Genomic DNA, 15,248 nt, shown 5'->3' with positions numbered 1-15,248 from the left:
CCTTACTGCGCCTGCACGCGCAACTCTGCTGCGCTACGACTACGGTGACCCAGCAGTGCTTTTACATCACTGGACTTCGGTTTAACCAGCGCAAATTTCGTGGCGAAGGTTGACCAGTTAGCCAGAATCTCTTCACCACGCTGGGAACCGGTATGCTGAACATGCTCGGTGATAAGACCACGCAGATGCTCTTCATGGATCGCCAGGGAGTCAACGCTTAAGACCTCGACCAGTTCCGGGTTAACGCGTTTGCGGAAATCGCCGCTTTCATCGAGAACGTAAGCGAAGCCGCCGGTCATGCCCGCGCCGAAGTTAACGCCGGTTTTACCCAGAATACAGACAATACCGCCCGTCATATATTCACAGCCGTTGTCGCCAATGCCTTCTACCACGGTGATAGCACCGGAATTACGCACGCCGAAACGTTCACCCGCGCGGCCTGCGGCATACAGACGACCACCGGTCGCGCCATACAGGCAGGTGTTGCCGATAATACTTGCTTCATGGCTGCGGAAGGCTGAGCCAACCGGAGGGCGAATGGCGATTAAGCCGCCCGCCATGCCTTTACCGACATAGTCGTTGGCATCGCCCGTCAGATACAGTTCCACGCCGCCAGCGTTCCACACGCCGAAGCTCTGGCCTGCGGTGCCGTTGAAGTACGCTTTGATCGGATCGGCTGCCAGACCCTGATCGCCGTGCGTCTGAGCGATATAGCCTGAAAGCGACGCGCCGACAGAACGGTCGGTGTTGCGAATATCGAACCAGAAGGTTTTGCTCTGACGCTCATCGACAAACGGTTTTGCCTGTTGCAGCAACTGCGCGTTCAGCAGGCCATTATCAAACGGCGGGTTGTTTTCGGTACAGTAGAGCGCCTTACCAGCCTTAGGCTCGGCAGTCTCCAGCAGCTTCGACAGCGCCAGTTTCTGCTGTTTGGCGGTGAAACCGTCCAGCTCTTTGAGCAGGTCGGTACGGCCAATCAGATCCACCAGGCGCGTTACGCCCAGTTGCGCCATCAGCTCGCGGGTTTCACGGGCGATAAACTCAAAGTAATTGGTCACTTTGAACGGCAGGCCGTGATAGTGATTCTTACGCAGCTTGTCATCCTGAGTTGCTACACCGGTGGCGCAGTTGTTCAGATGGCAGATTCGCAGGTATTTACAGCCGAGCGCCACCATCGGGCCAGTGCCGAAGCCGAAGCTTTCTGCGCCGAGAATCGCCGCTTTGATGATATCGACACCTGTTTTCAGGCCGCCATCGACCTGCAAACGGATCTTATGACGCAAGCCGTTGGCAACCAGCGCCTGTTGTGTTTCAACAAGCCCCAGTTCCCACGGGCAGCCTGCGTATTTCACCGATGAAAGCGGACTTGCGCCGGTGCCGCCGTCATAGCCTGCGATGGTGATCAAGTCCGCATAAGCTTTCGCCACGCCAGTCGCGATGGTGCCAACGCCCGGTTCAGAAACCAGCTTCACGGAGATCATCGCTTTCGGGTTAACCTGCTTGAGGTCGAAAATGAGCTGCGCTAAGTCCTCGATAGAGTAGATATCGTGGTGCGGCGGCGGGGAGATCAGCGTCACTCCGGGCACCGAATAGCGCAGTTTGGCAATGTAAGGAGTGACTTTATCACCCGGCAACTGACCGCCTTCGCCCGGCTTCGCGCCCTGGGCGACTTTAATCTGAATGACGTCAGCATTGACCAGGTACGCCGGAGTAACGCCGAAGCGACCAGAAGCCACCTGCTTGATGCGCGACACTTTGTTAGTGCCGTAGCGCGCCGGATCTTCACCACCTTCACCGGAGTTCGAGTTACCGCCGATGCTATTCATCGCTTCCGCCAGCGCCTCGTGGGCTTCCGGGCTTAATGCGCCGATAGACATCGCGGCGGTATCGAAGCGTTTAAACAGTTCGCTTGCCGGTTCAACATCGGCAATGTTGACTGCGTTTTCACCCGGCGTAATTGCCAGCAGATCGCGCAGCGTGGTTGCCGGACGCTCATTAACCAGCTTCGCGTATTCCTGATAGTCGCTGTACTCGCCGCTTTGTACCGCCTGTTGCAGTGTGCGCACGACGTCCGGGTTGTAGGCGTGGTATTCGCCACCGTGCACGTATTTCAGCAAGCCGCCCTGGCTGATGGGCTTACGCGCCAGCCAGGCACGTTTCGACAGATTCAGCAGATCCTGCTGGAAGTCTTCAAAGCTTGCCCCACCAATGCGGCTAACCGCGCCCTGGAAGCACAGGCCCACTACATCATCGTGCAGACCGACCGCTTCAAACAGTTTCGAGCAGCGGTAAGACGCGATGGTGGAGATGCCCATTTTGGACATGATTTTGTACAAGCCTTTGTTGATGCCGTTACGGTAGTTGAGCATCACGGTACGATAATCTTTGGCAATCGCGTGGGTGTCTACCAGGCGGCCCAGCGTTTCATAGGCAAGGTATGGATAAATAGCCGTCGCGCCGAAGCCCAGCAACACGGCGAAGTGGTGCGGATCGCGGGCGCTGGCGGTTTCGACGATAATGTTGGCATCGCAACGCAGGCTTTGATCGACCAGACGGGTCTGGATCGCGCCAACCGCCATTGGGGCCGGAACCGGCAGGCGATCTTTAGCGATATTCCGGTCAGAAAGCACCAGCAGCACGGTGCCGCTACGCACCATCTGTTCTGCTTTGTCGCACAGCTCTTTGACCGTCGCTTCGAGCGTGGTTTTAGTGACGTCAAAGGTGATATCCAGCGTATTTGCGCGGTAGTGCTCCTCTTTCATCGTCGTGAGCTGTTTGAAATCGGAGTAGAGCAGAATCGGCGATTTAAAGCTTAAACGGTGCGCCTGGCCTTCTGCTTCACAGAAGACGTTCATTTCACGCCCGATGCTGGTGGCGAGCGACATAACATGCGCTTCACGTAGCGGGTCGATTGGCGGGTTAGTGACCTGCGCAAACTGCTGGCGGAAGTAGTCGTAAATAATGCGCGGCTGGCTGGAGAGCACGGCGAATGGGGTATCATCGCCCATCGAACCGACGGCTTCCTGGCCGTTTTCGCCCAGCACGCGGATCACAGAGTCCAGCTCTTCCGCGCTGTAATTAAACTGCTTCTGGTAGCTGGCAAGCGTGTCGTCGTCCAGTTCGCGGCTACCCACTTCTTCATCAGGCAGATCTTCAAACGGCACCAGGCGGCGGACGTTTTTCTCCATCCACTCTTTATAAGGGTGGCGGCTTTTCAGATCGTCATCGGTTTCTGCCGAGTGCAGAATGCGCCCACCGCGGGTGTCGATCACCATCAGTTCGCCAGGGCCAACGCGGCCTTTTTCCACCACTTCGTCAGGTTGGTAATCCCAGATACCCACTTCAGAGGCGCAGGTGATGAGCTTATCTTTGGTGATGACATAGCGCGCCGGACGCAGACCGTTACGGTCGAGGTTACAGGCGGCGAAGCGACCATCGGACATCACGATGCCCGCCGGACCATCCCACGGCTCCATATGCATGGAGTTAAAGTCGAAGAACGCGCGCAGTTCCGGGTCCATATCCGGGTTGTTCTGCCAGGCGGGTGGCACTAACAGACGCATGGCGCGGATGATATCCATCCCGCCAGCCAGCAGCAGTTCCAGCATGTTATCCATCGAACTGGAGTCAGAGCCGGTTTCGTTGACGAACGGTGCGGCGTCGTGCAGGTCAGGGATTAGCGGTGTCTGGAATTTATAGGTACGCGCACGCGCCCATTGGCGGTTACCGGTGATGGTGTTGATTTCACCGTTATGCGCCAGGTAGCGGAACGGTTGCGCCAGCGGCCAGCGCGGCACGGTGTTAGTGGAGAAGCGCTGGTGGAACAGGCAAATGGCCGATTCCAGACGCAGGTCCGCAAGATCCAGGTAGAAGCGCGGCAGATCCGCCGGCATACACAGACCTTTATAGATGTTCACCAGATTCGACAGGCTACAGACGTAGAAGTCTTTGTCAGCTTCGAGACGCTTTTCAATGCGGCGGCGGGCGATAAACAGACGGCGCTCCATATCGCGCGGACGCCAACCTGCCGGGGCGTTCACAAAAATTTGCTCAATGCGTGGCAGAGAGGAGAGGGCGATTTCACCCAGCACGCCTTCGTTAGTGGGGACATCACGCCAGCCGACAATCGACAACGTTTCGCGTTGCAGCTCTTCTTCAACGATGCGGCGTGCGGTCGCGGCGAGTTCAGGATCTTTATTCAGGAAAAGCATCCCGACGGCGTAGTTTTTCGCTAAACGCCAGCCTCGCTCCTGCGCAACAATGCGAAAAAAGCGATCCGGTTTTTGTAACAGCAAGCCGCAACCGTCACCGGTTTTACCATCGGCGAGAATCGCGCCACGGTGCTGCATGCGGGCCAGTGCGTGTATTGCAGTACGCACTACCTTGTGGCTAGGTTCGCCTTCTATGTGGGCGATCAGGCCGAAACCACAGTTATCCCTCTCAAGGGATTTATCGTACAACATATCGTGAACCTCCCCCAGGCTCTGCGGGAACCCCACTTCCGAACCGCTGCGCACGGGCACAGAAAGAGCGTGGCGACGGGGTTTGCGTTTCATACGCGCGCCTCGCATTCGCCCCCTTGTTGTCCTTTTCGCATCGATTAATACGGTGAAGAGGGGATCTCAATTACTGCATAAATATGATGAGCAGGCTGCTCATCCAGAAAGCTTCCAGCGGATTTCCAACTTATCGGGAAAGCTGATACAGGTCAAATGGCAAGCTTATTGGTACAGAAATGTGCTTTAGCGCAAAATTCTTTATTAATTTATTGAAATTAAAAAGGATTTGTTAATTAAGTTGAAAAGAGGCGTCGTTAGGGAAACAGTCAATTCCTGACTGTCATAAAGGCGTGTTAACCCTTATCCTGCCTTGAACTGACGAGAAAGGCAGTATTTTATACTGCATTAATTGGTAATGACGTTTCATGCTACTGTTTTTGCCTAAAATCCATAACCTGATAAAAAAATCTGACACAAGATAAGCAAAAGTGATTTATGTGATTATGAATGAAATTTCGGTAATTTTGATTGATTATGCAGTTGATAAAGGCAGGCCGGGACGATTGATCCAGGTCATCGCCGAATTGAGCTAAAAATGGCAGGCTTTGGCCTCTTTTCAAGGCGCGGTCTATCAGATTATGCAGTTACAGAAATTAGTCAATATGTTTGGTGGTGATCTCACCCGTCGTTATGGGCAAAAGGTGCATAAGCTGACGCTGCACGGCGGTTTTAGCTGCCCTAACCGTGACGGTACCATCGGGCGTGGTGGCTGCACATTCTGTAATGTTGCCTCGTTTGCCGATGAAGCGCAGCAGCATCATTCCATTGCCGAGCAACTGGCGCACCAGGCGAATTTAGTTAACCGCGCTAAACGCTATCTGGCCTACTTTCAGGCGTATACCAGCACCTTTGCGGAAGTTCAGGTGCTGCGTTCTATGTATCAGCAGGCGGTGAGCCAGGCCAATATTGTCGGTTTGTGTGTTGGTACCCGCCCGGACTGCGTGCCGGATGCGGTGCTGGATCTGCTTTGCGAATATAAGGACCAGGGCTACGAAGTGTGGCTGGAGCTGGGGCTACAAACCGCCCACGACAAAACGCTGCATCGCATCAATCGCGGTCATGATTTTGCCTGCTATCAGCGCACGACGCAGTTGGCGCGTGAGCGCGGGCTGAAGGTGTGTTCTCACTTAATTGTCGGCCTGCCTGGCGAAGGGCAGACTGAATGTTTGCAAACGCTGGAGCGAGTGGTTGAAACCGGCGTGGACGGCATAAAGCTGCATCCGCTACATATAGTAAAAGGCAGCATTATGGCGAAAGCCTGGGAAGCGGGGCGTTTGAACGGTATTGAACTGGACGATTACACGCTCACTGCCGGAGAAATGATTCGCCATACGCCACCGGAAGTGATCTACCACCGCATTTCCGCCAGCGCCCGTCGCCCGACGCTGCTTGCTCCGCTGTGGTGCGAAAATCGATGGACGGGAATGGTCGAGCTGGATCGCTATCTGAATGAACATGGCGTACAGGGATCGGCGCTGGGACGTCCGTGGCTACCTCCAACGGCGTAGGCCATTGAGGGGAATTCCGCATTTCTCACACAATTTATAACGTAACTGTCAGAATTGGGTATTATTGGGGCAGGTTGTCGTGAAGGAATTCCCTAATGAAGCAAATTCGTCTGCTGGCGCAGTATTATGTTGACCTGATGATGAAGTTAGGTCTGGTGCGCTTCTCAATGTTGCTGGCGCTGGCCCTCGTCGTTCTTGCCATTGTGGTACAAATGGCAGTGACCATGGTGCTGCATGGTCAGGTCGAAAGCATTGATGTTATTCGTTCTATCTTCTTTGGTTTGCTGATTACGCCGTGGGCGGTCTACTTTCTATCGGTGGTCGTCGAGCAACTGGAGGAGTCACGACAACGTCTGTCACGGCTGGTGCAAAAACTGGAGGAGATGCGCGAGCGCGATTTGAGCCTCAACGTTCAGTTAAAAGATAATATTGCCCAGCTAAATCAGGAAATTGCCGTTCGTGAAAAAGCGGAAGCAGAACTGCAGGAAACCTTCGGCCAACTGAAAATTGAAATTAAAGAGCGCGAAGAGACACAAATTCAGCTCGAGCAGCAATCCTCATTCTTACGTTCCTTCCTTGATGCTTCACCCGACCTGGTTTTTTATCGTAACGAAGATAAAGAGTTTTCCGGCTGTAACCGCGCGATGGAGCTGCTGACCGGAAAAAGCGAAAAACAACTGGTTCACCTGAAACCTGCTGATGTTTACTCACCGGAAGCCGCTGCGAAAGTCATTGAAACCGATGAAAAAGTGTTCCGTCATAATGTGTCACTGACCTATGAGCAGTGGCTGGATTATCCCGACGGACGCAAAGCCTGCTTTGAAATCCGTAAAGTGCCGTACTACGACCGCGTGGGTAAACGTCACGGTTTGATGGGCTTTGGTCGCGACATTACCGAGCGTAAGCGGTATCAGGATGCACTTGAACGCGCCAGCCGCGACAAAACGACGTTTATTTCCACCATCAGTCACGAATTGCGTACACCGCTGAACGGTATCGTCGGCCTGAGCCGCATTCTGCTGGATACCGAACTCACCGCCGAGCAGGAAAAATATCTCAAAACCATCCATGTTTCTGCCGTCACGCTGGGGAATATCTTCAACGATATTATCGACATGGATAAGATGGAACGGCGCAAGGTCCAGCTTGATAATCAGCCGGTTGATTTCACCAGCTTCCTTGCCGATCTGGAAAATCTCTCCGCATTGCAGGCGCAACAGAAAGGATTGCGCTTTAATCTGGAGCCGACGCTGCCATTACCGCATCAGGTCATTACCGACGGGACGCGTTTACGGCAGATCCTGTGGAACCTCATCAGTAACGCCGTCAAATTTACCCAGCAAGGCCAGGTTACCGTGCGCGTGCGCTACGATGAAGGCGATATGCTGCATTTTGAAGTGGAAGACTCTGGTATCGGCATTCCGCAGGATGAGCTGGATAAAATCTTCGCCATGTATTACCAGGTGAAAGACAGTCACGGCGGTAAGCCCGCCACTGGCACCGGTATTGGTCTGGCCGTTTCTCGTCGTCTGGCGAAAAATATGGGCGGCGATATTACGGTTACCAGCGAACAGGGCAAAGGTTCCACCTTTACGTTGACGATCCACGCACCGTCGGTAGCAGAAGAGGTTGATGATGCGTTTGATGAAGACGATATGCCTTTACCGGCGCTGAATGTGCTGCTGGTGGAAGACATTGAACTGAACGTGATTGTCGCACGCTCTGTGCTGGAAAAATTAGGTAACAGCGTTGATGTCGCCATGACCGGCAAGACGGCGCTGGAGATGTTTAAACCGGGCGAATACGACCTGGTGTTGCTGGATATTCAGTTGCCAGATATGACCGGGCTGGATATCTCTCGTGAACTGACGAAGCGATATCCGCGCGAGGATTTACCACCGCTGGTAGCCTTAACCGCTAACGTGCTGAAAGACAAACAAGAGTACCTCAATGCTGGAATGGATGATGTGCTGAGTAAGCCGCTTTCTGTTCCAGCGCTAACCGCGATGATCAAGAAATTCTGGGATACCCAGGATGATGAGGAGAGCACGGTGACGACAGAAGAGAACAGTAAATCAGAAGCATTGCTCGATATTCCCATGCTGGAACAGTATCTCGAACTTGTAGGACCGAAGCTGATTACCGACGGGTTAGCGGTGTTTGAGAAGATGATGCCGGGCTATGTGAGTGTACTGGAGTCGAACCTGACGGCGCAGGATAAAAAAGGCATCGTCGAGGAAGGGCATAAAATTAAAGGCGCGGCGGGTTCAGTGGGGTTACGCCATCTGCAACAGCTGGGTCAGCAAATTCAGTCTCCTGACCTTCCTGCGTGGGAAGATAACGTCGGTGAATGGATTGAAGAGATGAAAGAAGAGTGGCGTCACGACGTAGACGTGTTGAAAGCGTGGGTGGCAAAAGCCACAAAAAAATGACCCCGGCTAGACCGGGGTGCGCGAATACTGCGCCAACACCAGGGAAATCTTGGCTGCGCCGTAAATTTTTATGATGAGTTACAAGGGCACAGCACTTTTTTTCAGGCCGCACGCAGTTAAGATAGCAAAACTTAAATGATTTGTTACATGAATCAGTTAAATGTGTGATGCGTAGCATTTTTATTAAAAAAATTAATGTGTTTCAGTCAATTGCGAAAGGATGATCACAATGAAGAAAATTGGCGTAATTCTGAGCGGATGCGGCGTCTATGACGGTTCTGAAATTCATGAAGCGGTGTTGACGTTGTTAGCTATTTCACGCAGCGGTGCGCAGGCGGTCTGCTTTGCACCGGATAAGCAGCAGGTTGATGTTATCAACCATTTAACTGGCGAAGCGATGACGGAAACGCGCAATGTGCTGATTGAAGCGGCACGAATAACGCGCGGTGAAATCCGTCCTCTGGCTCAGGCCGATGCCGCTGAACTGGATGCGTTGATTGTGCCGGGGGGGTTTGGCGCGGCGAAGAATTTAAGCAATTTTGCCAGTCTTGGTAGCGAATGCACCGTTGACCGTGAATTAAAGGCGCTGGCACAAGCGATGCATCAGGCCGGAAAACCGCTTGGTTTTATGTGTATTGCCCCGGCGATGCTGCCGAAAATTTTCGATTTCCCGCTGCGTTTGACCATTGGTACTGATATCGATACCGCAGAAGTGCTGGAAGAGATGGGCGCGGAGCATGTGCCGTGTCCTGTCGATGATATCGTGATTGATGAAGACAATAAGATTGTCACCACCCCGGCATATATGCTGGCGCAGAACATTGCAGAAGCGGCGAGCGGCATTGATAAGCTGGTTTCCCGCGTGCTGGTTCTGACTGAATGAGTAAAAGCCGCTTAACGGTGTTTAGTTTCGTTCGCCGTTTTCTTCTACGGTTAATGGTTGTCCTCGCCGTTTTCTGGGGCGGGGGCATCGCGTTGTTTAGCGTTGCGCCTGTTCCTTTCTCAGCGGTAATGGCCGAGCGACAAGTCAGCGCCTGGCTGCATGGCAATTTTCGTTACGTGGCACATTCTGACTGGGTCAGTATGGATCAAATCTCGCCGTGGATGGGACTGGCGGTGATTGCCGCAGAAGATCAGAAGTTTCCTGAGCACTGGGGCTTTGATGTCGCTTCCATTGAGCAAGCCCTGGCGCACAACGAGCGCAATGAAAACCGTATTCGCGGTGCTTCAACGATTTCTCAGCAGACAGCCAAAAATCTCTTTTTATGGGATGGGCGTAGCTGGGTTCGAAAAGGGCTGGAAGCTGGATTAACGCTGGGGATAGAAACAGTCTGGAGCAAAAAGCGTATCCTGACGGTTTATCTGAATATCGCCGAATTTGGCGACGGTGTGTTTGGCGTCGAAGCTGCGGCACAACGTTATTTCCACAAACCCGCGAGCAAACTTACCCGGTCGGAAGCTGCGTTACTGGCTGCCGTATTACCTAATCCACTGCGTTTCAAAGTCTCCGCGCCATCGGGCTATGTGCGTAGCCGTCAGGCGTGGATTTTACGGCAGATGTATCAGTTAGGCGGTGAGTCGTTTATGCAACAACACCAGCTGAATTAAGCTTCGCGCGAAGTGAGGGCCAGCGTTTTGCTCTCACGTGGTTGCAGATCTTTCTGTAGGGCAATAGCCAGTGCCGGCTGGGCGATAAACCGTTTCCATAACCGCTCTTGCTTTCGCTGACAACACCACTTTGACCAGGTCGCCAGTGGAATCAACGTGCTTTCACCAATGTTGTCGCAGACGACGGGGATAACCTCTGACTCACTGATGCGGTGACAGAGGATATTCTGCGGCTTCAACGACATCGTCACGATATGGTTATCCTGCAAATAACGTTTCAGCTGTTTCAGTAACTGGCGCAGCTGTGCAACGTCTTCTTCGTAACGGCATTGTTCTGCAAATTCGGTCAGCGTAACGGAGGGCTTACCGTCGAAATCGGCAATCACATCGTAGACATAACCCGTTCCGCAATCCGTCTCCACGGTACCGTGATAGCGCGGTATTCCACTCCAGTCTTTTAACCGGCGACCAAGATGCGCGTAATACTTTAACTCACGGCGGATCTCTTTATCACCACCATCACCACGGTGGTAGACAATCTTGATACAGCGTTGGGCATCTTCCGGATGCGCATAACATTTCCGATGTCTTCCGGTGCCCAGGGGATTTTTTTCAGATAAGCGAATCATACCATCTCCTGGAAATATTTTCTGACGATCTCCAGTATGGTCGAATAACTTAAACAAAACCTAAACAATGCCTCTTAAGGTTTTCTTAAGGTTCTTCTGAAAGTGAAAAGCGCACAAAATGTACAATTTCCGTCATTAATAACGATTTCAGTACGCGCTTTTTTTATTGTCGGGGGGAGCTTGAAGGGATTTGTATGTCAAAGTGATGAAAATTAATCTTCATCAAAACCAGAGTTAAAGAGAGCGATAACGGCGGCCAGTGCTTCCTCTTCCTGTGGACCGGTCGCTTCGACTTCAATCTGCCGTCCTTTGGCAGAATCCAGCATCAGCAGCGCAATAACGCTGTTGGCTTCAGCTTCAGTGCCTTCATCGTTACGTAACAGCACTTCAGCGTCAAAACCCTGCATTAATTCAAACAGCTTCATTGCAGGCCGGGCATGCATGCCCAGCTTGTTTGTGATTTCAACAGTTTGCTTGACGGTCATGGTTTACGTTTTTCCAGCGTACGATGGCGTGACTGGACGTTTTTACCGCGTGAACGGAAGTAGTCTGCCAACTGCTCTGCAATATACACCGAACGGTGCTTCCCGCCAGTACAACCAATGGCGACCGTCAGGTAGCTACGGTTGTTGGTTTCCAGCATAGGTAACCATAGCTCAAGATAGCTTCGCGTCTGGTAAATAAAATTGTGTACTTCTGTGTGGCGGTCGAGGAACGCGGCGACAGGCTTATCAAGACCTGTCATCGGACGCAGTTTTGGATCCCAGTGCGGGTTCGGCAAGAAGCGCACGTCAAAGACGTAATCTGCATCGATAGGGATACCGTGTTTGAAGCCGAAAGACTCAAAGACCATGGTCAGTTCGCGTTCACGTTTACCCAGTAAACGGGTACGCAACATTTCTGCCAGCTCGTGAACGGACATTTCTGAGGTATCGACAATCAGATCCGCTCGCGAACGCAGTGGTTCCAGTAGATCGCTTTCTTTGTCGATAGCACTTTCCAGCGACAGGTTTTTGCTGGAAAGCGGATGCAGGCGGCGCGTGTCACTGTAACGACGAATTAAGGTATTACGGTCGGCATCCAGGAACAGGAGTTGCGGTGAGAAAGCGTCAGGTAGGTTACTCATCGCCTGTTCGAATATTTCTGGTGACTCCGGCATATTACGAACATCAATGCTGACGGCGGCAGAAATCTCGCGATCGGCCAGAGTTCGAGCCAGATCGGGTAACAACACTACGGGGAGGTTATCCACGCAGTAAAAACCCATATCTTCCAGCGCACGAAGGGCGACAGATTTACCTGAACCTGAACGTCCGCTGACGATCATCAGTACCATGTACTGTTTCTCCTCACAACGTCTAAAAGAGACATTACCGAATAACTACGCTTCATCCGGAGTACCTTCGGTATCCGTAATGATTTGATACAGCTCTTCATCGCTCTGGGCTGCGCGTAAACGGCGGCAGATGGTTTTATCCGCCAGACGTTTCGCCACCAGCGACAGAGTATGCAGGTGCGTTTTGGTTTGGTCAGCCGGAACCAGCAACGCAAACAGTAAATCTACTGGTTGGTTGTCAATGGCATCGAAAGCTATGGGCGTTTCGAGCTGAACGAAAACGCCAACGGCGCGCAGAGTATCTTCTTCCAGTTTGCCATGCGGAATGGCTATACCATTGCCGATACCGGTACTGCCCATTTTTTCCCGCGTCAGGATAGCTTCAAAAACCACCTGAGGCGGCAGGCTAAGTTGTTTCGCCGCCAGCTCGCTGATGATTTCCAGGGCGCGTTTTTTGCTCTGACAGTGGACGCGGCTTCGCGTACATTCCCTGTTAAGAACAGTGCTAAGCTGTAGAGTTGTATCATTATTTGTCATAATTTCACCTAAGAACCTGCTCACTCAAACGGTGGAACAGGTTCGGAGCATTAACTGTACAAATGGCCCGTTGTGCCGCACAACAGGCCGCCATGCACATGCTAATTGCCCGGACAATTAGTGTTGTTTCAGTTTATCTTTATGTTTGGTCAACTGGCGTGCCAGCTTATCAATTAAGCCATCAATGGCAGCGTACATGTCCTGACCTTCCGCGCTGGCATGAATTTCACCACCGTTTACATGCAGTGTTGCATCTGAGGTATGGGTGACTTTCTCCACTTTCAGAACAACATAGACCTGGTTGATTCGGTCAAAATATTGCTCAAGTTTGGCAAATTTAGCAGTAACAAATTCGCGCAGTGCCTCGGTGATCTCGACGTTATTTCCGGTAATGTTGAGCTGCATAGTGTCTTCCTTATCGGTTGGGTCAAACGAGCTGTTTACGCTGGTTTGACGGCGGAATGGATAAAGACTCTCGGTACTTCGCAACAGTGCGGCGTGCCACCATGATACCTTGTTCTGACAGCAAAGAGGTTAACTTGCTGTCGCTTAGCGGTTTCGCTGGGTTTTCCGCCGCGATTAATTTCTTCACCAGCGCACGAATTGCCGTTGAGGAAGCTTCGCCGCCGCCCTCGGTATTGACGTGACTGGAAAAGAAATACTTCAGTTCAAAAATGCCTCGTGGACTATGCAGGTATTTTTGCGTGGTCACGCGAGATATCGTCGATTCATGCATTTCGACAGCCTGGGCGATATCGGCCAGTACCATCGGTTTCATATATTCTTCGCCTTGCTCAAAGAAGGCTTGCTGCTGTTCAACGATACAGCGACTCACGCGTAGTAGCGTATCGTTACGGCTTTCCAGACTCTTGATCAACCATTTGGCATCCTGCAGATTGCTGCGGATAAACTGGCTGTCACCGTCGTTGCGCGCGTTATTGCACATCGAAGCGTAGTGTTGGTTAATTTGCAGACGCGGAATGCTGTCGCTGTTGAGTTCTACCGTCCAGTGACCGTTATGCTTACGCACCAGTACATCTGGAATAACATACTCCGGTTCACCAGTCTGGATCGACTGTCCGGGGCGTGGATCGAGCGACTGGATCAGATTGACGGCTTCTTTCAGCACATCTTCTTTCAGTCGCGTGACGCGCATTAAGGTGCGGAAGTCGTGATTGGCTAACAGATCGAGATGATCGCTAATGATCAGTCTCGCCTCTTCCAGCCACGGCGTAGTTTTGTCGAATTGGGAGAGTTGGATCAGCAGGCAGTCACGCAGATCTTTCGCCGCTACGCCGACCGGATCAAACCGTTGGATCCGCTTCAGGACGGCTTCAACTTCATCGATGTCGATTTCTTCATCGCCCATACTTTCGAGAATATCTTCCAGCGGAACAGTCAGATAACCGGTGTCATCAACGGCATCGACGATAGAGGTAGCAATAGCGCGGTCTGTGTCGGAAAACGGTGTCAGCTCGACTTGCCACATCAGGTAATCTTGCAAGGTCTGCGTTGTTTCGCCCTGATAGACCGGCAGCTCGTCGTCAATGTAGTCACCGCTGGTGCCGGAGGGTGTACCAGCGGTGTAAATGGTGTCCCAACTGGCATCGAGCGGCAGCTCTTCCGGCATCTCTTTTTGTTCGAGTGCGTCGGCGGTGTCCAGTGTTTCACTGTCTTGCGTTTCGCGGGTGTCGATTTCTTCATGAGTGTCGATTTGCTCAAGCAGCGGATTACTCTCCAGCGCCTGCTGTAGCTCCTGCTGAAGTTCCAGCGTCGACAACTGCAACAGACGAATAGCCTGTTGGAGCTGTGGCGTCATCGCCAGTTGTTGGCTAAGCCTGAGTTGCAAACCTTGCTTCATGTTCAGAATCGTACTCTCCTGATAAAACGTCGCAAACTTCTACCCTATCAGAGTCTGAAGTCTTCCCCAAGGTATACACGCTTAACATGTTCGTCTTGTAAGATTTCTGTAGGCGTGCCGTGGGCGATCAAATGCCCCTGACTGACGATATAAGCGCGTTCACAAACCGCCAGCGTTTCACGCACGTTATGGTCGGTGATCAGCACGCCCAGGCCGCTGTCGCGCAAGTGCTCAATGATGCGTTTGATGTCGATAACCGAGATCGGGTCAACCCCGGCAAACGGTTCATCAAGCAGAATAAATTTCGGATTCGCAGCCAGTGCACGGGCAATTTCTACACGGCGACGTTCACCCCCGGAGAGTGACTGCCCCATGCTGTCACGCAGGTGTTCGATGTGAAACTCTTCCATCAGCTCGTTCGCGCGGTCTTCACGTTGTTCAGCAGACAAGTCGTCACGAATTTGCAGTACCGCCATCAGGTTATCGTAAACGCTGAGGCGACGAAAAATGGAGGCTTCCTGCGGCAGATAGCCGATACCGCGGCGCGCGCGCGCATGCAGAGGCAGCAGACTGATATCGTCATCATCAATAATGATATTGCCCGCATCGCGCGGCACAATGCCAACAACCATGTAGAAAGTGGTGGTCTTACCGGCACCGTTTGGCCCCAGCAGACCGACAATTTCCCCGGAGTTGACGGTCAGGCTGACGTCTTCTACCACGCGGCGGCCTTTATAGGCTTTTGCAAGGTTCTTTGCAGTTAATGTTGCCATAACGA

12 protein-coding genes are annotated in these 15,248 nt (G+C 52.4%); 4 read left to right on the top strand and 8 right to left on the bottom strand.

All coding sequences use genetic code 11. The features are described from left to right. Positions 1 to 2 precede the first annotated feature (2 nt). Entirely contained in the window at positions 3 to 4,463 is a 4,461-nt protein-coding gene (gene gltB, locus ATB02_RS16020; protein ID WP_105271883.1) for a glutamate synthase large subunit, read from the bottom strand. Positions 4,464 to 5,137: 674 nt separating this feature from the next. Between gltB and ATB02_RS16005 the strand changes: the two genes are divergently transcribed. From ATB02_RS16005 to mtgA, 4 genes are all read left to right on the top strand, one after another. Next, complete coding sequence (locus ATB02_RS16005; protein WP_105271894.1) at positions 5,138 to 6,067, top strand: TIGR01212 family radical SAM protein; 930 nt, start codon at positions 5,138 to 5,140, stop codon at positions 6,065 to 6,067. A gap of 95 nt (positions 6,068 to 6,162) precedes the next feature. Then, positions 6,163 to 8,499 carry an aerobic respiration two-component sensor histidine kinase ArcB gene (gene arcB, locus ATB02_RS16000; protein WP_032303845.1) on the top strand — a complete coding sequence of 779 codons (2,337 nt, stop codon included), beginning with the start codon at positions 6,163 to 6,165 and terminating at the stop codon, positions 8,497 to 8,499. Between the two features lie 229 nt (positions 8,500 to 8,728). Then, positions 8,729 to 9,382 carry an isoprenoid biosynthesis glyoxalase ElbB gene (gene elbB / locus ATB02_RS15995; RefSeq protein WP_105271882.1) on the top strand — a complete coding sequence of 218 codons (654 nt, stop codon included), beginning with the start codon at positions 8,729 to 8,731 and terminating at the stop codon, positions 9,380 to 9,382. Continuing rightward, on the top strand, positions 9,379 to 10,107 hold the full coding sequence (gene mtgA, locus ATB02_RS15990) for a monofunctional biosynthetic peptidoglycan transglycosylase (protein ID WP_000047076.1): 729 nt from the start codon (positions 9,379 to 9,381) through the stop codon (positions 10,105 to 10,107). The genes elbB and mtgA overlap by 4 nt, the downstream gene beginning before the upstream one ends. Here the strand turns inward: mtgA and yrbL are convergent. From yrbL to lptB, 7 genes are all read right to left on the bottom strand, one after another. Further along, the gene (gene yrbL / locus ATB02_RS15985; RefSeq protein WP_032185196.1) at positions 10,104 to 10,736 is read right to left on the bottom strand and encodes a PhoP regulatory network protein YrbL; all 633 of its coding nucleotides are present in this window, start codon (positions 10,734 to 10,736) and stop codon (positions 10,104 to 10,106) included. The genes mtgA and yrbL overlap by 4 nt on opposite strands. 212 nt (positions 10,737 to 10,948) lie before the next feature. Continuing rightward, the gene (gene npr / locus ATB02_RS15980) at positions 10,949 to 11,221 is read right to left on the bottom strand and encodes a PTS phosphocarrier protein NPr (RefSeq protein WP_000216791.1); all 273 of its coding nucleotides are present in this window, start codon (positions 11,219 to 11,221) and stop codon (positions 10,949 to 10,951) included. Then, positions 11,218 to 12,072 (bottom strand): RNase adapter RapZ, encoded by an 855-nt coding sequence (gene rapZ, locus ATB02_RS15975; protein WP_000243741.1) that lies wholly within the window; start codon positions 12,070 to 12,072, stop codon positions 11,218 to 11,220. The genes npr and rapZ overlap by 4 nt, the downstream gene beginning before the upstream one ends. Before the next feature lie 45 nt (positions 12,073 to 12,117). Then, on the bottom strand, positions 12,118 to 12,609 hold the full coding sequence (ptsN, locus tag ATB02_RS15970) for a PTS IIA-like nitrogen regulatory protein PtsN (protein ID WP_000183679.1): 492 nt from the start codon (positions 12,607 to 12,609) through the stop codon (positions 12,118 to 12,120). A gap of 117 nt (positions 12,610 to 12,726) precedes the next feature. Next, on the bottom strand, positions 12,727 to 13,014 hold the full coding sequence (gene hpf / locus ATB02_RS15965) for a ribosome hibernation promoting factor (RefSeq protein ID WP_001176599.1): 288 nt from the start codon (positions 13,012 to 13,014) through the stop codon (positions 12,727 to 12,729). Positions 13,015 to 13,036: 22 nt separating this feature from the next. After that, positions 13,037 to 14,470, bottom strand: coding sequence for an RNA polymerase factor sigma-54 (gene rpoN / locus ATB02_RS15960; protein ID WP_000809051.1), 1,434 nt, complete (start codon positions 14,468 to 14,470; stop codon positions 13,037 to 13,039). Between the two features lie 47 nt (positions 14,471 to 14,517). Next, positions 14,518 to 15,243 carry an LPS export ABC transporter ATP-binding protein gene (lptB, locus tag ATB02_RS15955; protein WP_000224099.1) on the bottom strand — a complete coding sequence of 242 codons (726 nt, stop codon included), beginning with the start codon at positions 15,241 to 15,243 and terminating at the stop codon, positions 14,518 to 14,520. Positions 15,244 to 15,248: the final 5 nt, after the last annotated feature.

The organism is Escherichia sp. MOD1-EC5189 (genome assembly GCF_002966045.1).
Taxonomy (GTDB): Bacteria; Pseudomonadota; Gammaproteobacteria; order Enterobacterales; family Enterobacteriaceae; genus Escherichia; species Escherichia coli_F.
Note: the sequence above shows the minus strand (reverse complement) of the source record. Positions and strands in the feature narration are given on the sequence as shown.

Bases quoted from the DNA above. Each gene is read 5' to 3' on its own strand.
- lptB (WP_000224099.1), bottom strand. From the start codon at position 15,243: ATGGCAACATTAACTGCAAAGAACCTTGCAAAAGCCTATAAAGGCCGC.
- gltB (WP_105271883.1), bottom strand. From the start codon at position 4,463: ATGTTGTACGATAAATCCCTTGAGAGGGATAACTGTGGTTTCGGCCTG.
- rpoN (WP_000809051.1), bottom strand. From the start codon at position 14,470: ATGAAGCAAGGTTTGCAACTCAGGCTTAGCCAACAACTGGCGATGACG.
- elbB (WP_105271882.1), top strand. From the start codon at position 8,729: ATGAAGAAAATTGGCGTAATTCTGAGCGGATGCGGCGTCTATGACGGT.
- rapZ (WP_000243741.1), bottom strand. From the start codon at position 12,072: ATGGTACTGATGATCGTCAGCGGACGTTCAGGTTCAGGTAAATCTGTC.
- ptsN (WP_000183679.1), bottom strand. From the start codon at position 12,609: ATGACAAATAATGATACAACTCTACAGCTTAGCACTGTTCTTAACAGG.
- mtgA (WP_000047076.1), top strand. From the start codon at position 9,379: ATGAGTAAAAGCCGCTTAACGGTGTTTAGTTTCGTTCGCCGTTTTCTT.
- yrbL (WP_032185196.1), bottom strand. From the start codon at position 10,736: ATGATTCGCTTATCTGAAAAAAATCCCCTGGGCACCGGAAGACATCGG.
- ATB02_RS16005 (WP_105271894.1), top strand. From the start codon at position 5,138: ATGCAGTTACAGAAATTAGTCAATATGTTTGGTGGTGATCTCACCCGT.
- npr (WP_000216791.1), bottom strand. From the start codon at position 11,221: ATGACCGTCAAGCAAACTGTTGAAATCACAAACAAGCTGGGCATGCAT.
- hpf (WP_001176599.1), bottom strand. From the start codon at position 13,014: ATGCAGCTCAACATTACCGGAAATAACGTCGAGATCACCGAGGCACTG.
- arcB (WP_032303845.1), top strand. From the start codon at position 6,163: ATGAAGCAAATTCGTCTGCTGGCGCAGTATTATGTTGACCTGATGATG.